Source organism: Cohnella thermotolerans DSM 17683, from assembly GCF_000429825.1.
Lineage (GTDB): Bacteria > Bacillota > Bacilli > Paenibacillales > Paenibacillaceae > Cohnella > Cohnella thermotolerans.
In genome coordinates this window covers 12,804-36,784 of sequence record NZ_AUCP01000049.1, presented here as the reverse complement: position 1 = coordinate 36,784, position 23,981 = coordinate 12,804, and the positions used below count along the sequence as shown (strand labels likewise).

Genomic DNA, 23,981 nt, shown 5'->3' with positions numbered 1-23,981 from the left:
CGCATGCTCCATTGTAATGCAACCGCAGCCGTTCCGTCAGCGGCAATGTCGCAACAATTCCGCACTTTTCGCAGCCTGCGCCGCACCGCGTTCGCTCTAGCGCGTTCGCTTTACCGCGTTCGTTCTACCGTGTGAGGAGGCGAAGAGAACCGATAAGCGCCGGGGGAGCGAAAGCTGTTGGCACGGAGCTTCGCTACGTCTCCATAAGAGAAAATGCGAAGCCCCCTCCGGAGTGAGAGGACTTCGCATTTGCAGCGGTTCGAACGGAGCCGCGACAGCGATCGTTACGACGTCTAGGCGTCCTCGCCGTAACGATCGTCCACTTCCTTGGCCATCTTGCGATAGCGTGCCGTCTCCTCCGCGACCGGGTCGAACGTCGATTGAACCCGAATTTCCCAGCGGGGAGAGAGCTTCGCGACCGCTTCCTCCGCGGGATCCTCGGATTCGAACGGACCCTCGGCCAGATACCTGGCCAATTCGGCTTCAGCTGCGGAGGTGTGGGCAAAGGGAGCTTCTTCCTCCCCGGCTGCAGCCGTTCCCGCTAAGTCCACCGGTGCGGCGGACGCTTCCTCTATGTGCGCCCGTGCCGACGCTTCCGCACTCTCCGGCACGGCTTCATTATTCTTCGTTCCTTGCATGCCGGTCTTTTTGCGCTCGTCTTCCTTCATTTGCCGCCCTCCTTGCTTCGATAGGATGGCCTGCGGGGCGATCGAACATGCAGGGCGGTTAAGCTTTCGCCAAAGCTTCCAGCAGCTCGCCGTGAACGAAGCCGTTGCTGGCCGTTACATTCCGGACACCCAGTTGATACGGGGCGCCGGATTGGTCGGTTACTTTGCCGCCGGCTTCTTCCACGAGCAGCGAGCCTGCCGCGAGATCCCAGGCGTTGAGCCCGATCTCCCAGAAGCCGCTCAGCCGGCCCGCGGCTACATAGGCCATATGCAGCGCGGCGGAGCCGGCGATCCGCAGATTGCGGACCTGCGGGGCGAGCGCCTGGATTTGGCGCAAATTCTCGGGGAGCGCCGCTTGATAATCGGCCGGGAAGCCCGTCGCTACCAAGCTCTGGCGCAGCGTCCTCTCGTTCGAGACGTGCATGCGTTTGCCGTGAACGTAAGCGCCCTTGCCCCGTTCGGCGACAAACAGCTCGTCGCGCGACGGATCGTAGACGACCCCGACGATGACTTGTCCCTTATGAGCTAACGCAATCGACACGGAGTAGAACGGGAACCCGTGAACATAATTGGTCGTGCCGTCGACCGGATCGACGATCCATAAATATTCGGCTTCGCTAACTTCCTGAAGCGCCTTGACGGAAGCTTCAGGGCCCGGCTCCACGCCCTCTTCCCCCAGAAAGGAATGGTGCGGAAAATGGGTGCCGATCAGATTCCGGATTAGGCGTTCCGAGCCTTTGTCCACTTCGGTCACCAGATCGTGCATCGATTGCTTCAGATCGGGCTCGGCGAAGTTGCCGATTTTGCTCTTGATCCATTCTCCGGCCTTGGAAGCACAGTTGACGGCAACGGCTGTGAAGCTCTTGCTGCCGATCACTGATTCAGTCTGTTCCATGAACATCCCTCAAATCTTCTATTTAATAGCGAGTTGTGATACTAAGAATTTGTTCTCTTCATTTCTACGTTTGGCGCGATGCAGCGGTTCCGGCCAATGGCATCCTCGATCAGCCTTTTATAGTTCTCTCAGGCCTTTGATAATGAGATAGATAGCCACTACCAGCAGCGTCGCCCGAAGCAGCCACATCAGTTGCTTGCCGGTCAGCTTGGAAGCGATGATGGCGCCGACCCTGCCGCCGATGATCGCCCCGGGCGCCAGCGCCAAGAACAAATACCAGTCGATGTTGCCGTGCCACAAATGGACGCCGCTTCCGAGCACCGACGACAGCAAAATGACGAACATCGACGTTGCCGTCGCCACATGGGGCGGGAAACGGAACAGCAGCACCATGAGCGGAACGAACAGCGATCCGCCGCCGATGCCGAACAAGCCGGACGAAATGCCGACACCCGCGCCGATTAGCAGAGCGAGCGCAAGATTGTACCCGTATGTATAGGCGTGGCCGCTTCCGTCCGTAAAAGAGCGCTGAATGCGCCATTGAATTTGCAGAGGCTTCATTCGCTCGCGCGCAATCATCAATCCGAACATGATGAGCATGAAAATACCGAACGCCAGTTGAAAAGGCCCCTGCGGGATCCAGTTCGTGACGGCGGCGCCGGCCATCGCGGCCGGTCCGCTCGTGGCGAAAAACAGCCAGCCGCTGCGGAAATCGACTTTGCCCTGCTTTTTGTAAATCCATGTCGCCGACATGGCGGTAAAAATCAGAACGGCCAGCGAGGTTCCGACCGCATGCTGCGAAGGAATCGTCTCCCCGAACAGGGAAGGCCCCAGCAGCACGAGCGAAGGCACGATGACGATGCCGCCTCCCAACCCAACGATGCTTCCGAAAATAGCCGATACGACGCCGATCAGCACCATCGATGCCCAAGCCAGCCACATATGTCTTCATCCTTTATGCGTGTTCATTGTAACACAGATAGGCGCTCGTTCCGCCTGTTATCGAAATCATTTTGTCCGACGGTCACGAACCGATCTCCACGGTCGCTCCGTCCACGATCCGAACCGGCCCGCCTGCGGCCGAGACGGCGCGCAGATCGTCCATCAGCTTCAGCAGCGCTTCGTCCTTGCGCTTCGCCTCGATCATTACGTCGACGGCGGGAGTCCCATCCGCGATCGCGACGAGAAAATCGAGCAACGGCCCGGGCTCCACATAATCGGCGTGGCCTCGCGGATCGTTCGCGCTCTTGGGGCTGGACGCGTGAATTTTGGGCGGCAGTGGCGGCGCATTCGCTTCCGGCCGCTGCCAGGTGCGCATAATGCGCGGCCACAGCGCTTCGGCACGCTCACCGCCGCTGTTGACGGCGTGATGGTGGATGTCGAGCACCATCGGCGCTCCCGCCGCTTCGCTGATCACCAGCGTCTCCGCGGCGTTAAACGTTTTGTCGTCGTTTTCGAGCGTGAGCCGCCGCCGAATGCGTCCGTCCAGACCGGCGAAATGCCGCAGGAACCGCTCGCCGGCCGCCGCCTTGTCGCCGTAGGTTCCGCCTATGTGGATGTTGCACGTCGCCCGTTCGTCCAGTCCCATCAGCTCCAGCATGCGGACGTGGTGGTCCAGATCCTTCGTCGAATGACGAAGGACGTCCTCCCGGGGCGTGCTGAGCACCGTGAAATGGTCCGGATGGAACGACACGCGCATCCCCTGCTCCTTGACGAAATCGCCGACTTCGGCGAAGGCCGGAGCGAGCGCCTCGTAAGGCGACCAATCGGCCAGCGCCTCGTGGGTCGCCAGAGGAATGAACTTCGATGTGAATCGGAAGACCTTCACGTCCATATATTTGCAATGCTTCAGCAGGCGAAGCGTATTGCCCAAGTTCTCTTCGGCCAGCCGCTCCAGGCGCCGCAATCCGGCTTCGCGGTCGGCCAGCTTGGCGAAGCTTGCCATCGTCATCGTCCGGGACGGAGACGCATTCTCCAGTTGCATCGACATGGCGACGAATCCGAACCGTACAATCAAGCCGTCCACTCCCGTTCCGCCGTAATCGCATTACGAAGAGTGTGCCCAATCGCCGGGCGGTCAGCCGTTTTCTTTGTCTCCGAAAAACATCTCGTAAGCCAGCGCCGTCTGAACCCGCGACTCTTCCTCGGTCAGGCGCCTGACCAGCTCCATCTCCACTTCCGTCACTTCTTCGCCTTGAAAATTGATTTCGGCGATGGAAGCGAGAATGCGCACGATGGCGACGGCTTTGTTGTCGGGCGAATACGCGATCACTTTCTGCCCCGTCGGGAAGACGCGGAACTGCTTCTTGACCATTTTGCCGCGCCCGTATTCGAGCAGCTCGTACAGCTCTTGCTCCGATTTGAACTTGCACACGGAATTGAATTCGGTCTGAAACCCCATGGCCATCCTCCGTTCGCTTGTTTGTTGCTATTATAAACCAGGCGGTTTGCGGAATGAAGGCCGATACGGCAAAACCCCCATCCGTGTGGCGGCCGATGTTCGATTCTTTTAGGCAACCGCGCCTCCGTAACACCTCCGTCCGAGGCCGTTGTTCGACTTTATCGAACAATGCCCTTCCCGAATGCTCCTCGCCGCCGCTGTTCGATGATTTCGAGCAACGCGCCGATCACACCCCGAATCGTCAGAAGCAAAAACGCCTCCGGCGTTCTTGAACGACGAGGGGCTCTGCGGAGAAGCGAAGCTGCTAACCCCTATTTTCTAACGAACCGTATGGTTCTTAAGAGCGTCGAAACGGGGCATTTTTTGCGCTAACGAACTTCAGACGCGCTATTGCGCCCAAAAATCGAGAAAAAGCCGCCCTTTGCCTCAAATAGCGACGCTGGAGTTCGTTACATTTGGCAGACGCGCTATTTGGACCAAATAGGGTGAGCTGGATTCGTTAGACGTCACCGGTTTTCGCCGCTCGATTCCGCTCACGGAGACAAAAAGAAACCGGCCCCTCTCCCGCCGCCGGGGCGGACAGAGGCTGCCGATCTCGCTTGGCCGCGGTTCGCGGACCGTTTATTCCGTTGCTCCTCCGCCGTAATCAATCGACTGCTTCTCCTCGAACCGTTCGATGCCGAGCCGGATGAGCTCATCGAGCAGCTCGCGGTACGAGAGGCCCGTCTCTTGCCACAGGAGCGGATACATGCTGAACGGCGTAAAGCCGGGCAGCGTGTTCACTTCGTTGATGAACAGGGCGCCGTCGCTTCGGCGGAGGAAGAAATCCGCGCGGCAAAGCCCGGAGCCGTCGATGGCCAGGAACGCCCGAATCGCCATCTCGCGAACCGCCTGCGCCGTTTCCGGAGGAAGATCGGCCGGAATGACCATGACGGATTTGCCGTCGGTATATTTGGCTTTGTAATCGTAAAATTCGTTCGAGCTGACGATCTCGCCCGGCACCGAAGCGCGGGGCTCGTCGTTGCCGAGCACGCTCACTTCGATCTCCCGCGCGTCGATGAACTCCTCCACGATTACTTTGCGATCGTACCTGAAGGCTTGCTCGACGGCGGCCGCCAGTTCGTCCCGGTTGCGCGCCTTCGAGATGCCGACGCTGGACCCCAGGTTGGCCGGCTTCACGAAGCAAGGATAGCCGAGCGATTCCTCAATGTCCGCGATCTTGGTATCCCTGGCGCGGTTCCACTGGAATCGCGTAAAGAACCGGTAATTCACCTGCGGCAACCCGGCTTGCGCGAACATCGTCTTCATCGCGGCTTTGTCCATGCCGACAGCGGAAGCGAGAACGCCCGCCCCGACGTAGGGCAGGCCCGCCATCTCGAACAACCCCTGAATCGTCCCGTCCTCGCCGAATGTGCCATGAAGCAGCGGGAACATGACGTCGATCGCCCGGCCGTCCGCGGCGCCTTCGCCTTCGGCGAGCACCCTCTCCGACATCCCTTGCAGCACCGGCAGCAGCGCGTTCGCCTGCATCTGCAAGCCATCCCCGGACGCGTTCTTCGCCCCGCCGAATTGCAATTCGGCGACCGTCGCAGGGGGCGCCTGCAGCAGCGGTCCCGATTTCCATTGTCCTTTCTTCGTAATATAAAACGGAATGATTTCGTATTTGTCGTAGTCGAACGATTTAAGCACCGCAAGCGCGGTTTGAAGCGAAACTTCGTGCTCTCCCGAGCGTCCGCCGTAGACGAGGCCGACGCGCACTTTATGTCCCATGGTTCTCCTCCAGTACTCAGCTAAGAAATCGTCCCGGCGCGTTCAAAATTCGTCGACGATATGAAAAAAGCGGTATTGGGTGCGTTCCGTCCAGGCGTACGAATCGCGGTAATCCCAATAGCGGTGGCGGCTGCTTATCGTATTGGCGTTCACGAGCGGCATTCCGTCCGGGGTGAACGCGGTCACGACCGTGTTGTGCTGGAACCGCCCGTTGCCGTCCCAGTCGTAACAAATGACGTCGCCCAGCATGAGCTGCCGCGGCGATTCCACCAATTCCGCGCGCAACCCCCAGGAACGCGGCCGCGACAAGTAATTCTGCAAGCCGTGCGCCACCGCCCAGCTGTAGCTCCACAGCTCCTGGCCGTTCACGCGTCCTTTGTACCACCAGCCCGATTCTCTTCTCCCAGTATAGTTCATTGGCGCACCCCCTGCAAAGATGCATTGGGATACGTAGTTGGTGCAATTGACCTCAAAACCCTCGTAGGCGGGGTTATATTCGCCCCACCAGCGGTCCGCGTAGGCAACCGTTTCTTCCCGCCGGTACGGCGTTCCCCTTCGCGACGGATCGAACCAGCCTTCCCCTGGGCCGCCGCCGGCCGCTCCCGGTCCGGCGAGCACTTTGGATTTGAACGCCGTCATCGCGGCGGGATTGATATAAGGCACGGACGGGATGACCGTTCTCCCGCCCCATCCGAACCCCTCTCCCGCCTCCGCTTCGTGTACGGGCCAGGCTTCCTCCCGCCGCTCCGTCGCCAGCGGCTCGATCCGGTCGATGCGCCAGCGGCTGCCCGCCCGGATGAACCGGATCCGCTCCCGCTCCAGCCGCTCCTCCTGCCACGACAGGCTCTCCTGCTCGTACGAATGGAGCAGGTGAAGCTGTACGTCGCACTCGGCCTCCGTTGCCTTCTCGGCTTTGCGGAGCAGCCGCGCGCGAATTTCGCTGCGAACCCGCTTCGCGCGCAACGGCCGCCTCCGGTCCGACGCCGCCTCGTACTTCCGCATCAGGCGGGCCCGGTGCTCCGGATCGGGCACGCGCCGATAAGTTCCGGCCTGTCCGCTTAGCCCGTCCTCGTTTACGGCGTTTACGTAATCGACCAACGCCTGTTGCCAGCCGCTCTCCCGATCCGGCATCCGCCTTCCCCCTCCCGCATGGCGCAGATTGCGTCGATTCATTCTATTCGCCTTGGCGGCGCCGCATGACGGGAATGCGAAGAACGGCCGCCCGACAGCCGCAACAATCCTCACAACCGATACGGATGAACATCGCGCGACATGTGGCATCCTAAGGCAGTCCGGTCAACGTTTGGGAGCTTGGCCCGCGGCGGGGGCGTTCGGTCGGAAGCGCCGGGACGTTCGGCGGACAACGGGCTTGCCGGAACCGGCGCACGGCCGACTTCCGTTTTCGGGATGCAAAGACGTTTAATTCCGCTTCAAGAAGGCGAAATTCGTCTTTACGGAGAACGCGCTTAAAGGTATACTTAGTATCGAAGGTTATTTTTGAAATCGAGTTTCACTCTTTGAAACTCTATCGGGAGGCTGATTGAATTGTCTAACCTGCCTTATCAGGTTCAGACCGACCTGCAAGCCGCCGGTCAGACGTACCGGTATTACGATCTGCAGCGGCTGGAGCAGCAAGGCTTGGGGCCCGTATCCAAGCTTCCGTTCTCCATGAAAGTGCTGCTCGAAGCGGCTATCCGCCAATTCGACGGACGCGCCATTACGCTGGAGCACATCAAACAAATTGCGAACTGGACCAACGGACGCGAGGATAAGGAAATTCCGTTCATCCCCGCGCGCATCGTTCTGCAAGACTTCACGGGCGTTCCCGTCGTCGTCGACCTGGCCGCCATGCGCGAAACCGTCAAGAAGGCGGGCGGCGACCCGAAGCGGATCAACCCGCTCGTACCGGTCGACCTCGTCATCGACCACTCCGTCATGGTCGACGCGTTCGGCACCCCGGACGCGCTGAAATACAACATGGACGTCGAATTCGAACGCAACGAAGAACGCTACCGCTTCCTGCGCTGGGCGCAAACGGCGTTCGATAATTTCCGCGCCGTGCCGCCGGCTACCGGTATCGTTCACCAGGTCAACCTGGAGTACCTGGCATCCGTAGCCGCTACGAAAACGAAAAACGGCGTCACCGAAGTTTACCCGGATTCCCTCGTCGGCACGGACTCCCACACGACGATGATCAACGGTCTCGGCGTCGTCGGCTGGGGCGTCGGCGGCATCGAGGCGGAAGCCGGCATGCTGGGGCAGCCGCTGTACTTCGTTATGCCGGAAGTCATCGGCTTCCGCCTGACGGGCCGCTTGGCCGAAGGCGCTACGGCGACCGACCTGGCGCTGACCGTTACGCAAATTCTCCGGAAGAAAGGCGTCGTCGGCAAGTTCGTCGAGTTTTTCGGCTCCGGCCTGTCCAACATCAGCCTGGCGGACCGCGCGACCGTCGCCAACATGGCTCCGGAATACGGCGCCACGATCGGCTTCTTCCCGGTCGACCAAGAGACGCTCAACTACATGCGCCTGACCGGCCGCGACGAGAAGCAAATCGAGCTTGTCGAAGCCTACTACAAAGCGCAAGGCATGTTCCGCACGGACGATACGCCGGATCCGGTGTTCACCGACATCCTGGAGCTGGACCTGTCGACGATCGTTCCGAGCCTCGCCGGCCCGAAACGCCCGCAAGACCGCGTCGAGCTGACCTCGATGAAGCAGGCGTTCAACGACATCATCCGCACGCCGATCGACAAGGGCGGCTACGGCCTGTCCGAAGAGAAGATCGCGCAAACGGCGGAAGTGAAGCACAAGAACGGCCAAGTGAGCAAGCTGACCACGGGCGCCGTCGTCATCGCCGCGATCACGAGCTGTACGAACACGTCCAACCCGAGCGTCATGCTGGGCGCGGGTCTCGTCGCGAAGAAAGCGGTCGAACGCGGCCTGACCAAGCCGGCGTACGTCAAGAGCTCGCTGACGCCGGGCTCGCTCGTCGTCACCGACTACCTGACCAAGGCCGGCCTGCTCCCTTACCTGGAGAAGCTCGGCTTCTACGTCGCCGGCTACGGCTGCGCGACTTGTATCGGCAACTCCGGTCCGTTGCCGGATGAAGTCAGCCAGGCGATCGCCGACAACGACCTGACCGTCGCGGCCGTGCTGTCCGGCAACCGGAACTTCGAAGGCCGCGTTCACGCGCAGGTCAAAGCGAACTACCTCGCTTCGCCGCCGCTCGTCGTCGCTTACGCGCTCGCCGGCACGGTCAACATCGACCTGGCGAACGATCCGATCGGCTACGACAGCAAGAACGAGCCGGTGTACCTGAAGGACATCTGGCCGACCAACGAAGAGATTCAGGAAGCGATTGGCAAATCGCTGACTCCGGATATGTTCCGCGCCAAATACGAGAACGTGTTTACGCAGAACGAGCAATGGAACAAAATTCCGGTGCCGAAGGGCGAGCTGTACGAATGGGACCCGAAGTCGACCTACATCGCGAACCCGCCGTTCTTCAACGATCTGGGCTCCGAGCCGGGCGACATCGCCGACATCAAGAAAGCGCGCGTCCTGGCGCTGCTCGGCGACTCCGTGACGACGGACCATATCTCGCCAGCCGGCAACATTAAAGTCGACAGCCCTGCCGGCAAATACTTGCTCGAGCACGGCGTAGACAAGAAGGACTTCAACTCGTACGGCTCCCGCCGCGGCCACCACGAGGTCATGATGCGCGGCACGTTCGCGAACATCCGGATCCGCAACCAGGTCGCTCCGGGCACGGAAGGCGGCGTCACCACGTACCTGCCGACCAACGAAGTGATGTCCATCTACGACGCGTCGATGAAATACCAAAGCAGCAAAACGAATCTCGTCGTCATCGCCGGCAAAGAATACGGAACCGGGTCCTCCCGCGACTGGGCGGCCAAAGGCACGTTCCTGCTCGGCGTCAAGGCGGTCATCGCCGAAAGCTTCGAACGGATTCACCGCTCCAACCTCGTCGGCATGGGCGTCCTGCCGCTGCAGTTCCAACCGGGACACAGCTGGAAAACGCTTGGCATTACCGGCCGCGAGACGTTCGATATTACCGGCCTGAACAACGATGTCCAACCGGGCCAAACGGTAACCGTCACCGCCACGCGCGAAGACGGCACCACCTTCGAGTTCCCGGTCATCGTCCGCCTCGACTCGATGGTCGACATCGATTACTACCGCAACAGCGGCATTCTGCAGACGGTGCTCCGTCAAATGCTCGCTCAGCAATAATTTGCGCGGCAACGAACAGCCCGCGGGAGCTTGCCTCCCGCGGGCTGTTTTATTGCCTTAAGGCCAAAGACACGGCCGGTGCTTCCTCGGACGGTGAATCGCCCGCCCGTCCGCCAGACGGACCCAGGTCCGGAAGCTCTTCTCCCCTTGCTTCAGGACGATGACGCGCGCTCCTCTCGGGTACCTTTTCCTCCCGTAGGCTTGATATCCCGTCGCCCTGCCGTAACAAAGCCGGATGCCCGCCAATTCTCCCCAGTAATCGTTCGTATGGTCGTGCCCGCAAAACGTTCCGAGCGCCCCTCCCGTCTCCAGCATCGCCGCGAACAATCCCGAATTGACCTTCGGGCTGGCGGGCTTCTCGTGCCGATGTCCGTAGCAGGTTCGGGTTCGCCATACTTGCTCGTATTCGGGCAGAGGAATATGGAAGAACAGCAGCGAGGGTACCGGCCGTCCCCCGTTCGTCTCGGCCATCGCCCGCGACTGCCGCGCGTACCATTCGATTTGGCCGGATCGGATCCAGTCGTAGCCCTCGATGGACGGAACTTGCGAATAACCGCCGCTGTCGAGAAAAAAGAGCGCGTAGGCCGTTCGCCCGCCCGCATCCGCGATCGCCGCCGCGAAGTTGCCGACGCCGCCGATATCCGCCGGACCGGGCTCCGACAGGCAGTGCGGATGCTCCCGCAGCACGTTCATCAGCTCCGCTCTGTTCAGGGCGCCTTCGTCGTCGTGATTGCCGAATACGGCCGCCCAGGGGATGCCCGCCTCTTCCGCCGGCCGCACCGCCTGGCGCAACGACTCTCCCGGGTTCTTGCATCTGCTTCCGAAGATCAAATCTCCCGTCAACACGACGAGATCGGGCCGCTCCGTCTGCAGCGTGCGCACCATCAACTGCCGGGTCGCCATGTCGTCCTTCTCGCCGTTCTGCCAGTGCAGGTCCGTAAACTGGACAATCTTGAACGTTCCGTCCTCGCGCAGCCGCAGCTGTCCGGTCATCCCCATCCCCCCCGCTTCCCGTGGTCAATCTCATTGTAGCGGCAGAACCGCCCGAGCGCCACGGATTGGCACATTTTGTTTATGCCGAGGCAGATGCGTTATAATGGAGAGCGGAGGTGAAGCCCTGATGGCTGCATGGAGACGCTGGTTAAAACGCAACTGGACAGCCATAGTCGGGGGCCTTGTCGCACTCCTGCTGGTCGTCGCGTTTTTTAAGAGTTGGCCTTATGTCATATATGCGCCGGGATCGGCGGAGCCGGTCCATCCCCGCGTCGAAACCGGACACAAGCTCGAGGAGAAAGGCGCTCTCTTGTTTACGACCGTGTCCACCCGCTCCAAGCCGAATGCGTTCGATCTGCTCTACGCTCGGCTGAACCCGCGAATGGACATTAAGACGGAGGAGACGGCCACGGGCGGAACGGTCAACCTGGAAGCCTACCGAAACCTGCTCGCCTGGATGCGGGACAGCTCCGAAGCGAGCGCCCTGATGGCCGCTTACGGAGCGTTGAAGCGCGATATTCAGGTCGAGGAAGAAGGCGTCATCGTCCGGCAGTTCCTCGAGGGCTCGAAAGCTCCCGAGTACGGATTGCAGGAAGGGGACATCATCACTTCCGTCGACGGGCAGTCCGCGAAGAAGGCGGAGGATTTCAGCAAGATTTTGGCGACGAAAAAACCGGGTGACGTCGTCAAGCTGGCCGGCACGCGCGGAGGCAAGAAGTTTGAGGTGTCGGTGCCGCTGATCAAGATGGAATCGACCGGGAAGGCGGGCGTCGGTTTTTATCGCGATTCGGTGCTGAAGGTGACGGCTCCCGATCCGGTCAAATTCGACTTCAACGATACGGGCGGCCCGTCCGCGGGTCTGATGATGACGCTGGAGATCGTCTCGCAGCTCACCGGCGAGGACTTGACCCGAGGCTACCGCATCGCGGGCACCGGGACGATCGCGGCGGACGGATCGGTCGGGCAGATCGGCGGCATCGAATACAAGCTGATGGCGGCCGACCGGGAGAAGGCGGATTACTTCCTCGTGCCGTACGTCAAGTCGGGCAATTACAGCAACTGGACGGACGCCCAGGCGACGGTCAACAAGCTGAAGCTGAAGCCACAGCTGGTGAAAGTCTCTTCGCTGCAGGACGCGCTTGATTTCCTTCGCGGCCTGAAAGAGAAGAAGTAGCAGGTGGCGCTTTAGAAGGTTCCGGGCACTACCGGACACGGAATCCGCTATTTGCCGATATAACCGCGTTAGCGGTATCGCTCCCGATCACCGGCTCTCTCGCCAGCGTCGGCTCAGCCGAGCAAAGTGCCCATGCGCTTTGCGGCGGCGATAATGTCCGGCGCCACCTCGCGCATCACGTCCGGCGTCAACCGATTGGACGGCCCGGACACCGACAGCGCGGCGTAAAGCTTGCCCGACCGCGCGAATATCGGCGCCGAGATCGCCGCCGCGCCCGGCTCGCGCTCCTCGAAGCTGGTTGCGTAGCCCGCGGCCACGATCTCCCGCAGCTGCTCCTCATACGCGGCTCTGTCCATCGGCGCCGGCCAGACCAGCTCGGACAACAGCGCATCGCGCACGCTCGGCGCCTCGAAAGCGAGCAGCACCTTGCTCGACGCGCCGACGGTCAGCGGGAGCCGGGCTCCGACGGGCGCCACCCGGCGGACCGCTTGCTCGCTCTGCACCGCCTGAATGCGCACCCGGTCCGTCCGGTCCCGCACGTACAGGCTGATCGTCTCGCCGAGCTGATCGCGCAGGCGCTCCATTTCCCCCCGCATGACGACAGCCGGATCGTCCGCGCGCGTGTAAGCGGACAGCTCCAGAATGCGCAATCCCAACCTATATTTCTCCGTCGCCTCGTCCCGGACGACGAAGCCCCGCTGCTCCAATGTAGCCAGCAGCCGATGCACGGTGCTTTTATGAAGTCCGACCCGCTGCGCGATTTCCGTCAAGCCCCACTCGCTTCCCGACGTGAAGACGAGCAGCACGTCCAAAGCCCTCTCGACCGCGCGAATCGTTCGCTTCTCTTCTTCCATTGGATGCCCTCCATTCGTTTCACGGTGTGAAACATCGGTACACTCAGTATAACTCAACCGGCAACGCGAGTAAATGTTGGAAGGCCCGTGTTACAGTTGCATTACGGCGCGCTTACAATTCGACAAGATTTGTTGACGCTTCCACTTTCCGATTTTACGATAAAATTAACGATTTCTAATGAATAGGTTCGATGCAAGCGGAGGTGGATTCCATGAGCGCAACGACGTTAACCCCCTACCCCCTGGATGCCCTGCCGCTGCCCGCTTTGTCCGGAGAGACGTACCCGCTCGCTCCGGCCAAACGCAGAAGCCGCTGGATTTTCACCGTCCTGATCTCCGTCGTCTGCTCCGTCTTTTTTCTCCTGTTCGCTTTCTATGCCGTTGTCGTCTGGGTGCTCACCCACCCGCAAGTGGCCAGGCTGGCCTCCGATCCGATGACCGCCCGGAATCTGCCTTACGACGATGTAACGTTCGCCAGCGCGGACGGCCTTGTGCAAGTGCACGGCTGGTGGATCCCGGCCGGGTCCAGCGACCGGACCGTCGTGCTCAGCCACGGATACGGCGCGAACCGGGAAGAAAGCTGGGTCCCGATGTACGACATCGCCAGCTTGCTGCACGGACTCCAATATAACGTCCTCATGTTCGATTACGGCTATGCCGATTCCTCCGGCCGATTGCCCGCCACGGGCGGCGTCACCGAATCCGAGCAGCTCCTCGGGGCGCTGCGGTTCGCCCGTGCGCAAGGGAGCCGTGAGCTCGTTGTCTGGGGCTTCTCGATGGGAGCGGGAACGGCGCTGCAAACCGCCTTGAAAACCGACCTGATCGACGGCATGATCCTCGACAGCACCTTTATTCCCGACGCCGACTCCATTTATTACAATTTAAAGCGCTACGTCTCTCTTCCCAAATCGCTTTCGATCGAGCTGCTGTCCCGTCTCGTCCCGATGTTCGCCGGCACGCGTCTCGAAGACATACCTTCCTCGGAAGCGATGTCGACCTCCTTCGGCTATCCGGTGCTCGTCATCTACGGCACGGCGGACGACAAATCTCCGGCCAGCATCTCCGAGAGCGTCGCGGCCGCGCAGACGAATCCGTTGTCGCAGCTGTGGACCGTGCCCGGCGCCATTCACGAAATGATATTCCGCACGCACCCCGAAGAGTACGTTCGGCGCACATCCGAGTTTTTGCAGACGATTCATGAGAACGCCCTTGCGCTAAAACAGGCGCAGATCGCGTAGCTCCGCTGCCGGGCATAGGCCAACTTCCTTCGAGCATACGTTGAATACAACGAAACTCATCGTGCCCGATGGAAGGAGGAAGCCGAATGCATCCGTTCGTCGGCGCGGCGCCGGTGCCGCCAGGGTTGCCGGGGAGCGAGAGCTCGCCTTCAACGGGGCCGGCCACTATTTGCATACGCTTTTCTGGGAGGCCATGAAGCCGGATGGCGGAGGGACGCCGCGCGGAGCGCTGTCGGATCGGATCGCCCGCGATTTCGGCGGTTTCGACGCGTTTAAGAAGCAGTTCTCGGAAGCGGCGAACAAGGTGGAGGGGGGCGGTTGGGCGATTCTCGTCTGGAGCCCGCGCAGCCGTCGCTTGGACATTTTGACCGCCGAGAAGCATCAGAACTTGTCGCAATGGGACGTCGTCCCTTTGCTGCCGCTGGACGTATGGGAACATGCTTATTATTTGAAGCATCAGAACAACCGGGCCGATTACGTGAAGGATTGGTGGAACGTCGTCAACTGGCCGTTCGCGGCCGAACGTTTCGAGAAAGCCCGCGCCTTGCAATGGGCGCCTTATTGAACAGCACTGGACCCCTCACCAGCGCCGTCCGACGTCGTCATTTTCGCTTTCTCTGGAGGCTACTCCGCAGCGAAGCATGAGAGCGTTCGGGCCGGAGCTTAGAAGAACCAACGGGAGGCGTTCGGAATGAGCGAGGACAAGCTGGATCTGATTCTTGGCGAGCTGCGGGGCATGCGTGGGGAATTAACCGAAGTCAAGGAAGACGTAAGAGGCCTCAAGAAAGATGTGCAAACCCTCAAGGGCGACGTGCAGACGCTTAAGAGCGATGTGCAAACCCTCAAAAGCGACATGCAGACGCTTAAGGATGGCATGGTTGCGGTCAGAAAGCGGTTGGACAGCCACGAGGACATGCTCGTGCAGCTCATCGGCATCGTCCGGTCGACGAACGAACGAGTCTCGCATCTTGCGGATCTGCAGGAAGCCCATCGCCCGTTCTTCGCGCCTTCCGCGATAGGAAGAGGTCGGACTTCGTTATAAATGCGAGCCGCCCGTCGCGTCCACCATCTGCCCCGTCGCCCAGCGGCCGACGTTCGAAGCCAGAAACGCGACCACATCGGCATTGTCCGAAGCGAGAGAATGCCGAATACCGTCACCGAGCTTTGGGCCGCGGTCGCCGACAAAGCGAGCAGGCCGATCTCCGTCGCCGTATCGAAGCCCAGGCCGAACAAATCCGAGCGGATATACGTGCCAACTGCGTCCGACGAACCGCAGCAGCGGCATCGTTAACCGCGACAGCAAGCCTCCGGACGCCGGGGCGGTGCCGAGTTCGCCTTGCAGGACGGACTGGCGTCTTAATTTGCACCCAGCGCACGGAGAAAGCGATCGCCGCAACCATCAGGAACACCACGGACGAATGCCCGAGCGAGAAATAAAACCCGACCCCGAGCGGATTGCGGTTCTGCTGGGCCAGCTTCCGGACCGTATTGTTGTCGGGTTCGGAAACGTTGTTTGTGCGAAAACGGAGCCGGCGCCCCGGATTGCGCTTCGCTTCGGACGGCAAATAGCCATTTGGCGCTCATTTGGGGGCTTATCCCCGTGGCTCAGAGAACCTAAGAGAACATGCTCGATATGAAAACATCCATTCGTCTTGACGGTCTGCGTTGCAACCGTTGAAACGGTCCATCCGGCATCTCAAGCGGCTTAGGGTTGCGGACTGAGCAGCGGGGATAAGCCCTGAATACGAGGGAAAAAGGAGCCCGAGGTGCCGAATTGCGCAAATAAAGCCGCTCCCAAACGGTCTCGTAAGACCGCCGGGAGCGGCTCGCGCCGCTGCCTGCCCGGATTACAGGCTCCAGTCCAGCTTCACTTCGCCGCCGGTGCGGGAAGATTCGTAGATCGCGTCGATGATCAGGTTGCTGCGCAGGCCGGTCTCCGCGGACGTCCACGGCGTCTTCCCTTCGCGGACGCACTCGAGGAAGTGGCGGGACAACCGAATGCGGCCGCCTTCGTCGTCTTGCGGCGCCACTAGCGGAATGTCGATCGTCTGATCGAAGCGTTCCGTCACGAACTTGCCTTCGTTGCCGCGCAGGAACGCGCCGCCCTCGGTGCCCATCAGATGCACGAACGGGCTGCTGTCCGTATCCATATGGACCGCCCAGCTCACTTCAAGCGTAAGCGATGCGCCGTTATCCATCTTGATGATGGCGGTCGCCAAGTCCTCGACGTCGTAAATGCCGTTCCAATCCGGCTTGCCCCAGCTGCCGATGCCTTTCTTGCGGGGGCCGAACTCGGCGTAGGTCGAGCCGTACACGGATACCGGCTTCGGCTCGCCCATCAGGTGGAAAGCCAGGTCGAGCATATGCACGCCGATGTCGATCAGCGGGCCCCCGCCGGATTCGGCATGCCGGGTGAACCAGGTTCCCCAGCCCGGAATCCCTTTGCGGCGGTACCAGCCGGTCTTCGCCGTATAGATGTTGCCGAGCTCGCCGCGTTCGATCTGCGCCTTCACCTGCAGCGGCAGCCACTCCCAACGCATTTGGTGAGCGACCATCAGCGTCTTGCCGGTGCGCTTCTGCGCGCGGACGATGTCCTTCGCCGCCGCCGAATCCAGCCCCATCGGCTTCTCCAGCAGCACGTGCTTGCCGCTCTCCAGCGCCAGCACCGCCAGCGGCGCATGGTATTTGTTCGGAACCCCGATAATGACCGCGTCGATGTCGCTGCGCGCGATGAGCGCCTCCGGGGACGGAGCGACCGCCCCGATGCCGTACTGCTGAGCCCGCTGTTCCGCAAGCGGCAAATAGGCGTCCGTAATGGCGACGATCTCGCATTCCTTGTCCAACTTGCCGAATTCCTGCAAATGCACATTGCCGATATTGCCCGCGCCGATCAGGCCGATGCGGATTTTGTCAGAAGAACCCATGGAAGTACCTCCGTTGCGATGAAGTCGCGCCGCCGGCCGAACCACGGCGAAAGCGCTATACCGCCATCATACTGCAAGGTCCGGGGCAATACAGTGTCCGATTTGGCTCTTTTTATATCCGACATGGGCATCCTTGCCCGCATCGGCCGCATTCCCGGCGTCTGGCCGCTTCCACGATCGCCGCCGCCCGTTCCGCGTCCTTCTCGTCGGCCGCCCTCACGCCATCCAGGGGGTACGCCCGGCCAAGCTCGGCCCATTTGTACACGCCCATCCGGTGATAGGGAAGCAGCTCCAGCTTGCGCACATTGCCAAGCCGTTCGATAAACCGTCCGAGCTCGGACAAGTCCGCGGCATCGTCGGTGATGCCGGGCACGAGCACGCGCCGGATCCAGACCGGCGTCTCCCGCTCCGCCAGCCTGCGCGCGAAAGCCAGAATACGGTCGTTGGGCTGGCCGGTCAACTCGATATGCCGCTGCCGGTCCATCAGCTTCAAGTCCAGCAGGACGAGATCGGTCGCGTCGAGCAGTTCCTCCGCATGGCGCGGATCGCAGAAGCCCGACGAATCGAGCGCCGTGTGCAGCCCCCAGCGCCGCTTGCATTCCGCGAACAGCCGGGCGACGAAGGGAGCCTGGAGCGTCGGCTCCCCGCCCGTCACCGTAAGGCCGCCGCCCGACCGCACGTAATAAGGAACGTACGGCTCGATCTCCGCGAGCACCTGCTCTACGGACATCGGCCGGCCCCCGTCCGTATTCCATGTGTCGGGGTTATGGCAATAGGCGCATTGCAGCGCGCACCCTTGCATGAACAGAACGAAGCGGATGCCCGGGCCGTCCACGGTGCCGCAAGTGTCCATCGAGTGAATTCGCCCTTGGGATAACATGGCGCCACGCTCCTCTCCGCCGCCGTGCGCGAATTGACCTTTCCGATTTTGCAAACAAGCCTTAAATGCTGCCGTGGAACGTCCGGTTGACGACGTCGAGCTGCTGCTCCCGCGTCAGCTTGATAAAATGAACCGCATAGCCCGACACCCGGATCGTCAGCTGCGGATACCGCTCCGGATGCTCCATCGCGTCGAGCAGCTGCTCCCGGTTGAACACGTTGACGTTCAAGTGATGGCCGCCGCTGACCGAATAGCCGTCGAGCATCGAGACGAGATTGTCCACCCTTGCCTTCTCCTCGCGCCCGAGCGCCTTCGGAATGATCGAGAACGTGTTGGAGATGCCGTCCTGGCAGCTGTTATACGGAATTTTGGCGACGGAGCCGAGCGAAGCGAGCGCTCCCTTGCGGTCGCGACCGTGCATCGGGTTGGCGCCCGGCGCGAACGGTTCGCCGGCTTTGCGGCCGTCGGGCGTGCTGCCCGTTTTTTTGCCGTAGACGACGTTGGACGTAATCGTCAGCACCGACAGCGTCGGGATCGCCCCGCGGTAAGTCCGGTGCTTGCGCAGCTTGGCCATGAACGACTCGACCAGCTCCACGGCGATGCGGTCCACCCGCTCGTCGTTGTTCCCGTATTGCGGATAGTCGCCTTCGATCGCGAAGTCGACGGCGATCCCCTTCTCGTTGCGAATCGGCCGCACCTTGGCGTACTTGATGGCGCTGAGGCTGTCGGCGACGACCGACAAGCCCGCGATGCCCGTTGCCATCGTACGGACGATGTCGCGGTCGTGCAGCGCCATCTCGATCCGCTCGTAGCAGTATTTGTCGTGCATGTAATGAATGACGTTCAGCGTATTGATGTAGAGCCCCGCCAGCCACTCCAGCACCGCGTCGTACCGCTTCATCACTTCGTCGTAATCGAGCGCGTCCCCCTCAAGCGGAGAAACGCGCGGCCCGACCTGGATGCCGAGCTTCTCGTCCACGCCTCCGTTGATGGCGTACAGCAGCGCCTTGGCCAGGTTGGCGCGGGCGCCGAAGAACTGCATCTGCTTGCCGATCCGCATGGCGGACACGCAGCAGGCGATGCCGTAGTCGTCCCCGAACAGCGGCCGCATCAGCTCGTCGTTCTCGTACTGGATCGAGCTCGTCTCGATGGACACCTTGGCGCAGTACCGCTTGAAAGCATCCGGCAGCATCTCCGACCAGAGCACCGTCAGGTTCGGCTCCGGCGCCGGGCCGAGATTGTAGAGCGTATGCAGGAAGCGGAAGGAATTGCGCGTCACGCGCGTCCGCCCGTCCAGTCCCATGCCGCCGATCGATTCAGTCACCCACGTCGGATCTCCGCTGAACAGCTCGTTGTAGTCCGGCGTCCGCAGAAACTTCACCAGCCGAAGCTTCATGACGAAGTGGTCGACCAACTCCTGGGCTTCCTCCTCCGTCAGCGCCCCTTCCGCCAAATCCCGTTCGATGTAAATGTCAAGGAAGCTGGACACCCGGCCGAGGCTCATGGCCGCCCCGTTCTGCTCCTTGATCGCCGCCAGGTAGGCGAAATAAAGCCATTGGAACGCCTCGCGGGCGTCCGAAGCCGGCCGGGAAATATCGAAGCCGTAGGTAGCCGCCATCTCGGCGAGCTCGCCAAGGCTGCGGATTTGCTCGGACAGCTCTTCCCGCAGCCGGATGACCTCCTCGGTCATCTCGCCGACCTCCAGCTCCTGCAGCTCCTTGCGCTTCTCGGCCTTGAGCCGGTCCACGCCGTACAACGCCACCCTCCGGTAGTCGCCGATGATGCGGCCGCGGCCATACGCATCCGGCAAGCCGGTGATGATGCCGGCTTTGCGGGCGGTTCGCATCTCGGCTGTGTAGGCGTCGAACACGCCCTGGTTATGTGTCTTGCGGATGTCGGTGAACAGCCGCACGATCTCGTCGGGCAGCTTGTAGCCGTAGGCTTCGCAAGCGTCGACGACCATCCGGATGCCGCCGAACGGCTGGATCGACCGCTTCAGCGGAGCGTCGGTCTGCAGGCCGACGACAGCTTCCTTCTCCTTGTCGATGTAGCCCGGCGCATGGGACGTTATCGTGGACACCGTCTTCACGTCCACGTCGAGCACGCCCCCGTTCTCCCGTTCGCGGCGCATCAGCTCCAGCACTTGCCGCCACAGCGCCGCGGTCGCTTCCGTCGGCGGCGCCAGAAACCGCTCGTCGCCCGTGTAAGGCGTCACGTTCAGACGAATGAACTCCGCCACGTCCACCCGCTCCTGCCACGCCCCTCCCGCGAACTTCCGCCACGGGTTGTCCACGGCCAGCTTTCTCCTCGCTTCGTCTTCCAATTTCGCCATTGTCAAGCACCTCCGATGGGTTGGATTCGCCCGCGATCCGGCCTTCTGTGCCGCTTCGTCCGCCCGTATTACGGCATAAGCCGCCGGGTCGGCCGGCGCTCAGAACCTGCCGTAGAACGCGTTGCGGTAAAGCTCCGCGAGCTCCGTCACGAGCGGCATGCGCGGGTTGGCCGTCGTGCATTGGTCCTCGAACGCGCGGTCGGCGAGCTCGTCGACGCGCGCTTCGAAGTCGGCCGCGTCAAAGCCGAGATCGGCGAACTTCTCGGGAATGCCGAGCGACGCGTTCAGCTTCCGGACGGCGGTAATGAGGCTGCTCACGCCTTCCTCCGTCGTTCTCGCCGGAAGGCCCAGCATGCGGGCGATCTCCGCGTAGCGAACGTCCGCGACGAAATGGCCGTATTTCGGGAACGAGGCGAACTTGGTCGGCTTCTGCGCGTTGTACTTAATGACGTGCGGCAGGAGGATCGCGTTCGTTCGGCCGTGGGCCGTATGATACTGCCCGCCCCACTTGTGCGCCAGGCTGTGGTTGATGCCGAGGAACGCGTTCGCGAACGCCATGCCGGCGATCGTCGAGGCGTTGTGCATTTTCTCGCGGGCGACCGGATCGGCCGTATGGTACGACTTCTCGAGATGATCGAACACGAGGCGAATCGCCTGCAGCGCCAAGCCGTCGGTGTAGTCGTTCGCCATGACCGAGACGTAAGCTTCGATCGCATGCGTCAGGACATCCATCCCCGTGTCCGCGACCGCCGTCTTCGGCAGGCTGTAGACGAATTCCGGGTCGATGATGGCCACGTCCGGCGTCAGCTCGTAATCGGCGAGCGGATACTTCGTGTTGCCCTTGTTCTTGTCGGTGATGACCGCGAACGACGTCACCTCCGAGCCCGTGCCCGACGTCGTCGGAATCGCCACGAACTTGGCTTTGCGGCCGAGCCGCGGATATTTGTAGACCCGCTTGCGAATGTCCAGAAACTTCATCTTAAGCGAATCAAAGCTGGTGTCGGGATACTCGTAGAAAAGCCACATCGCCTTCGCTGCGTCCATCGGCGAGCCGCCGCCGAGGGCGACGATGCAGTCCGGCTGGAACGCGGCCATGAGCGCCCGGCCCTTCTCGACCGTATCGGTCGAAGGGTCCGGCTCGACGTCGGAGAACACCTCGAGGTACACCGGCGTTTTCCGTTTGCGAAGGTAATATTCCAGCTTCTCGACATACCCGAGCTTCACCATCATCGCGTCGGTCACGATCATAATCCGCGAGATGTCCGGCATTTTCTCCAAATACTGCGTCGCGCCCCGCTCGAAGTATACCTTCGGCGGCACCTTGAACCACTGCATGTTGACCGTTCGCCTCGCCACCCGTTTCACATTGATCAGATTGACCGCCGTTACGTTGGCCGTCGTCGAGTTGCTGCCGTAAGAGCCGCAGCCTAGCGTCAGCGAAGGGAGGTTCGTGTTGTAGATGTCGCCGATCGCGCCGTGCGTCGCCGGAGCGTTGACGATGACCCGTCCCGTCTGCAGCCTGGCGGCAAAAGCGGCGATGACGGATTCGTCGCGCGAGTGAACGACCGACGAGTGCCCCATGCCGCCGTAGGCGACGACTTCGGCCGCCCGCTCGATCCCCTGCGCGGCTGTTTTGACCTTATAACAGGCGAGCACCGGACTCAGCTTCTCGGCCGACAGCGGATACGCTTCGCCCACGCCCTGCAGCTCGGCGACGAGAATCTTCGTGTCCGCCGGCACCGCAAGCCCCGCCATCTCCGCGATTTTGACCGCCGGCTGCCCTACGATGACCGCGTTGACGGCGCATTTCTCGGGATTGATGACGAGCTTGGAGACCGCCTCCGTCTCCTCCTTGTTCAGGAAGTAGCAGCCGTTGTCCTTCATCAGCTTCTTGACCTGATCGTACACCGGCTCCTCGACGATGACCGCCTGCTCCGAGGCGCAGATCATGCCGTTGTCGAACGTCTTCGACAGAATCAGATCGGTCACCGCTTGCTTAAGATCCGCCGTTTTCTCGATCAGGCACGGCACGTTGCCGGGGCCGACGCCGAGAGCCGGCTTGCCCGTGCTGTACGCCGCCTTCACCATCGCGGAGCCGCCGGTCGCCAGGACGAGCGCTACGCCCGGATGATTCATGAGCAACTGCGTCGCTTCCACGGACGGATGCTCGATCCATTGGATCGCGTGCTCAGGCGCACCGGCCCTCACCGCCGCGGCGAGCAGCGTCTTCGCGGCTTCCGAGCTCGAATGCTGGGCCGAAGGATGGAACGCGAAGATGATCGGATTGCGCGTCTTCGCCGCGATAAGCGACTTGAACATCGTCGTGGACGTCGGATTCGTCACCGGCGTCACCCCGGCGATGACGCCGACCGGCTCGGCCACCTTCTGGTAGCTCTCGTACGGATTGTCTTCGATGACGCCGACCGTCTTGTCGTACTTGATGCTGTGGTAAATGTATTCCGTCGCGAACAGATTCTTAGTGATCTTATCCTCGTAAACGCCTCTGCCCGTCTCCTGGACCGCCAGCCTGGCCAGTTCCATATGCCTCTCCAAACCCGCCAGCGCCATGGCCTGCACGATGGCGTTCACCTGCTCCTGATTCAGCTTCAGATACGCTTCCTGCGCCCGCTTCGCTTTCGCGACCAGCGCCTCGACTTCCTCAGCTGCGGTTACGGCATGTTTGACTTGACTCTCTTTGACAGCCATTCGCTTCTCTCCCTCCGAACGATGATGGGTCCATCCGGCTCCAGCGTACGCTTCGAACCTCCCGCCAGCTATGAACGGAGTCACAGCCCGAATTTCTTGCCGCCAAACCCCGTTTCAGCGAACGTCATGCAGCGGTTCGAGCGCCAGGCGGCTGCCGTCGATCGTCGAGACGAATTCGAATCCGATTCCGAGCCGCCCGCACTCCCCTTCGGTCAGCTCCTCCCAGGCCAGGCTCCGCGGCAGCTCCGCCAGCGACGTCCGCCCCTCTTCGACGAGCGCCGCAACCCGGGGAGCGCACCGGCAGTCGTAGACGCCGTGCAGCGGGTAAAGCCCGTTCGCGTCGGAGGGCCATACCGCTTCGACCCCGGGAACGAGCTTCTTGAGCATGCCGACGGCAGCGTCCGGCGACAGAAAGGGCATGTCGCAGCCGACGACCCAGGCGTAGGGCCGCTGCGCCAGCGACAGCCCCGCCGCGATCCCGCCCAGCGGGCCGGCGCCGCGCCGGTAATTCGAGACGATTCGCACCGGCGGCGCCACGCACGACAGGTAAGAACGCGGCGAGTCCGTCACGACGACGATCTCTTCGCATAACCGCCGCAGCAGCCGGATTTGCCGCTCGATCAGCGTCTCACCTTCGAACGGGTACAGCGACTTCATGCCGCCGCTTAGCGCGCGCCTCTCGCCGTCGGCTATAATGATGCCGCTCAGCATATCCGCCCACGCTCCTTCTCCCGCCAAATCATCACTCCGCTTTCGCCCAAGCGACATCGCCTTCCTTTCCCCCGAATTCGGAACCGAATGCGGCCGGCCGGCCGCTTCATCCCCATTGAACAACGGGCGGGGGAGTGCCGCAGTGATTTAGGTCATGATCGGAGATCCCGGAGCAAAATCA

19 protein-coding genes and 2 pseudogenes are annotated in these 23,981 nt (G+C 61.7%); 5 read left to right on the top strand and 16 right to left on the bottom strand.

Features of this window, described 5'->3' with window-relative positions:
• Positions 1-293: 293 nt before the first annotated feature.
• The 7 genes from G485_RS30890 to G485_RS0110285 all read right to left on the bottom strand — a co-directional run bounded on the left by G485_RS30890 (position 294) and on the right by G485_RS0110285 (position 6,907).
• Positions 294-668 (bottom strand): hypothetical protein, encoded by a 375-nt coding sequence (locus tag G485_RS30890; RefSeq protein ID WP_240489117.1) that lies wholly within the window; start codon positions 666-668, stop codon positions 294-296.
• A 58-nt stretch (positions 669-726) separates the two neighbouring features.
• Positions 727-1,563 (bottom strand): inositol monophosphatase family protein, encoded by an 837-nt coding sequence (locus G485_RS0110310; RefSeq protein ID WP_027092491.1) that lies wholly within the window; start codon positions 1,561-1,563, stop codon positions 727-729.
• 117 nt (positions 1,564-1,680) lie between these two features.
• The gene (locus G485_RS0110305; RefSeq protein ID WP_027092490.1) at positions 1,681-2,505 is read right to left on the bottom strand and encodes a sulfite exporter TauE/SafE family protein; all 825 of its coding nucleotides are present in this window, start codon (positions 2,503-2,505) and stop codon (positions 1,681-1,683) included.
• A gap of 82 nt (positions 2,506-2,587) precedes the next feature.
• Positions 2,588-3,580, bottom strand: a complete 993-nt coding sequence (uvsE, locus tag G485_RS0110300) for a UV DNA damage repair endonuclease UvsE (protein ID WP_027092489.1) — start codon at positions 3,578-3,580, stop codon at positions 2,588-2,590.
• A 60-nt stretch (positions 3,581-3,640) separates the two neighbouring features.
• Positions 3,641-3,964: a hypothetical protein gene (locus G485_RS0110295; protein WP_027092488.1), complete on the bottom strand. Its 324-nt coding sequence runs from the start codon at positions 3,962-3,964 to the stop codon at positions 3,641-3,643.
• 621 nt (positions 3,965-4,585) lie between these two features.
• Positions 4,586-5,734, bottom strand: a complete 1,149-nt coding sequence (locus tag G485_RS0110290) for a D-alanine--D-alanine ligase (RefSeq protein WP_027092487.1) — start codon at positions 5,732-5,734, stop codon at positions 4,586-4,588.
• Positions 5,735-5,776: 42 nt separating this feature from the next.
• Entirely contained in the window at positions 5,777-6,907 is a 1,131-nt protein-coding gene (locus tag G485_RS0110285; RefSeq protein ID WP_051318165.1) for an amidase domain-containing protein, read from the bottom strand.
• A gap of 366 nt (positions 6,908-7,273) precedes the next feature.
• On the opposite strand from G485_RS0110285, the gene acnA reads away from it, so the two are divergent.
• Positions 7,274-9,988, top strand: a complete 2,715-nt coding sequence (gene acnA, locus G485_RS0110275) for an aconitate hydratase AcnA (protein ID WP_027092485.1) — start codon at positions 7,274-7,276, stop codon at positions 9,986-9,988.
• A gap of 57 nt (positions 9,989-10,045) precedes the next feature.
• On the opposite strand, the gene G485_RS0110270 is transcribed toward acnA, so the two are convergent.
• Positions 10,046-10,981 carry a metallophosphoesterase family protein gene (locus tag G485_RS0110270; protein ID WP_027092484.1) on the bottom strand — a complete coding sequence of 312 codons (936 nt, stop codon included), beginning with the start codon at positions 10,979-10,981 and terminating at the stop codon, positions 10,046-10,048.
• 127 nt (positions 10,982-11,108) lie between these two features.
• Here G485_RS0110270 and G485_RS28985 point away from each other — a divergent pair, with 127 nt between their 5' ends.
• Entirely contained in the window at positions 11,109-12,155 is a 1,047-nt protein-coding gene (locus tag G485_RS28985; RefSeq protein ID WP_051318164.1) for a YlbL family protein, read from the top strand.
• A 113-nt stretch (positions 12,156-12,268) separates the two neighbouring features.
• Here the strand turns inward: G485_RS28985 and G485_RS0110260 are convergent, their stop codons facing one another.
• Positions 12,269-13,009, bottom strand: coding sequence for an IclR family transcriptional regulator (locus G485_RS0110260; protein WP_027092482.1), 741 nt, complete (start codon positions 13,007-13,009; stop codon positions 12,269-12,271).
• A gap of 212 nt (positions 13,010-13,221) precedes the next feature.
• Here G485_RS0110260 and G485_RS25935 point away from each other — a divergent pair, with 212 nt between their 5' ends.
• The 3 genes and pseudogenes from G485_RS25935 (at position 13,222) to G485_RS25930 (ending at position 15,289) form a co-directional block, all read left to right on the top strand.
• Complete coding sequence (locus tag G485_RS25935) at positions 13,222-14,247, top strand: alpha/beta hydrolase (protein WP_035155600.1); 1,026 nt, start codon at positions 13,222-13,224, stop codon at positions 14,245-14,247.
• A gap of 130 nt (positions 14,248-14,377) precedes the next feature.
• Positions 14,378-14,812: pseudogene (locus G485_RS0110250) on the top strand (superoxide dismutase); the annotation flags it as partial.
• A 126-nt stretch (positions 14,813-14,938) separates the two neighbouring features.
• Complete coding sequence (locus G485_RS25930; protein WP_051318163.1) at positions 14,939-15,289, top strand: hypothetical protein; 351 nt, start codon at positions 14,939-14,941, stop codon at positions 15,287-15,289.
• Here G485_RS25930 and G485_RS31335 read toward each other — a convergent pair.
• The 7 genes and pseudogenes from G485_RS31335 to mobA form a co-directional block, all read right to left on the bottom strand.
• Positions 15,284-15,379, bottom strand: a pseudogene (locus G485_RS31335) (short-chain dehydrogenase); the annotation flags it as partial. The gene G485_RS25930 and the pseudogene G485_RS31335 sit on opposite strands and share 6 nt — an antisense overlap.
• Positions 15,380-15,401: 22 nt before the next feature.
• On the bottom strand, positions 15,402-15,812 hold the full coding sequence (locus G485_RS31465; protein WP_084423243.1) for a HoxN/HupN/NixA family nickel/cobalt transporter: 411 nt from the start codon (positions 15,810-15,812) through the stop codon (positions 15,402-15,404).
• A gap of 282 nt (positions 15,813-16,094) precedes the next feature.
• A complete protein-coding gene (locus G485_RS0110235) occupies positions 16,095-17,171 on the bottom strand; it encodes a Gfo/Idh/MocA family protein (protein ID WP_027092479.1) in 1,077 nt (358 codons plus the stop codon).
• A 112-nt stretch (positions 17,172-17,283) separates the two neighbouring features.
• Complete coding sequence (gene pflA / locus G485_RS25925) at positions 17,284-18,051, bottom strand: pyruvate formate-lyase-activating protein (RefSeq protein WP_035155596.1); 768 nt, start codon at positions 18,049-18,051, stop codon at positions 17,284-17,286.
• A gap of 61 nt (positions 18,052-18,112) precedes the next feature.
• Positions 18,113-20,383, bottom strand: coding sequence for a formate C-acetyltransferase (gene pflB, locus G485_RS0110225; protein ID WP_027092478.1), 2,271 nt, complete (start codon positions 20,381-20,383; stop codon positions 18,113-18,115).
• A 99-nt stretch (positions 20,384-20,482) separates the two neighbouring features.
• Entirely contained in the window at positions 20,483-23,089 is a 2,607-nt protein-coding gene (adhE, locus tag G485_RS0110220; RefSeq protein ID WP_027092477.1) for a bifunctional acetaldehyde-CoA/alcohol dehydrogenase, read from the bottom strand.
• 114 nt (positions 23,090-23,203) lie between these two features.
• Positions 23,204-23,857: a molybdenum cofactor guanylyltransferase gene (gene mobA, locus G485_RS25920; protein WP_084423242.1), complete on the bottom strand. Its 654-nt coding sequence runs from the start codon at positions 23,855-23,857 to the stop codon at positions 23,204-23,206.
• Positions 23,858-23,981 lie beyond the last annotated feature (124 nt).

Coding starts and splice junctions, on each gene's coding strand:
- G485_RS30890 (WP_240489117.1), bottom strand. CDS start 668: ATGAAGGAAGACGAGCGCAAAAAGACCGGCATGCAAGGAACGAAGAAT.
- G485_RS0110310 (WP_027092491.1), bottom strand. CDS start 1,563: ATGGAACAGACTGAATCAGTGATCGGCAGCAAGAGCTTCACAGCCGTT.
- G485_RS0110305 (WP_027092490.1), bottom strand. CDS start 2,505: ATGTGGCTGGCTTGGGCATCGATGGTGCTGATCGGCGTCGTATCGGCT.
- G485_RS0110295 (WP_027092488.1), bottom strand. CDS start 3,964: ATGGGGTTTCAGACCGAATTCAATTCCGTGTGCAAGTTCAAATCGGAG.
- G485_RS0110290 (WP_027092487.1), bottom strand. CDS start 5,734: ATGGGACATAAAGTGCGCGTCGGCCTCGTCTACGGCGGACGCTCGGGA.
- G485_RS0110285 (WP_051318165.1), bottom strand. CDS start 6,907: ATGAATCGACGCAATCTGCGCCATGCGGGAGGGGGAAGGCGGATGCCG.
- G485_RS0110270 (WP_027092484.1), bottom strand. CDS start 10,981: ATGACCGGACAGCTGCGGCTGCGCGAGGACGGAACGTTCAAGATTGTC.
- G485_RS28985 (WP_051318164.1), top strand. CDS start 11,109: ATGGCTGCATGGAGACGCTGGTTAAAACGCAACTGGACAGCCATAGTC.
- G485_RS0110260 (WP_027092482.1), bottom strand. CDS start 13,009: ATGGAAGAAGAGAAGCGAACGATTCGCGCGGTCGAGAGGGCTTTGGAC.
- G485_RS25935 (WP_035155600.1), top strand. CDS start 13,222: ATGAGCGCAACGACGTTAACCCCCTACCCCCTGGATGCCCTGCCGCTG.
- G485_RS25930 (WP_051318163.1), top strand. CDS start 14,939: ATGAGCGAGGACAAGCTGGATCTGATTCTTGGCGAGCTGCGGGGCATG.
- G485_RS0110235 (WP_027092479.1), bottom strand. CDS start 17,171: ATGGGTTCTTCTGACAAAATCCGCATCGGCCTGATCGGCGCGGGCAAT.
- pflA (WP_035155596.1), bottom strand. CDS start 18,051: ATGTTATCCCAAGGGCGAATTCACTCGATGGACACTTGCGGCACCGTG.
- pflB (WP_027092478.1), bottom strand. CDS start 20,383: ATGGCGAAATTGGAAGACGAAGCGAGGAGAAAGCTGGCCGTGGACAAC.
- adhE (WP_027092477.1), bottom strand. CDS start 23,089: ATGGCTGTCAAAGAGAGTCAAGTCAAACATGCCGTAACCGCAGCTGAG.
- mobA (WP_084423242.1), bottom strand. CDS start 23,857: ATGTCGCTTGGGCGAAAGCGGAGTGATGATTTGGCGGGAGAAGGAGCG.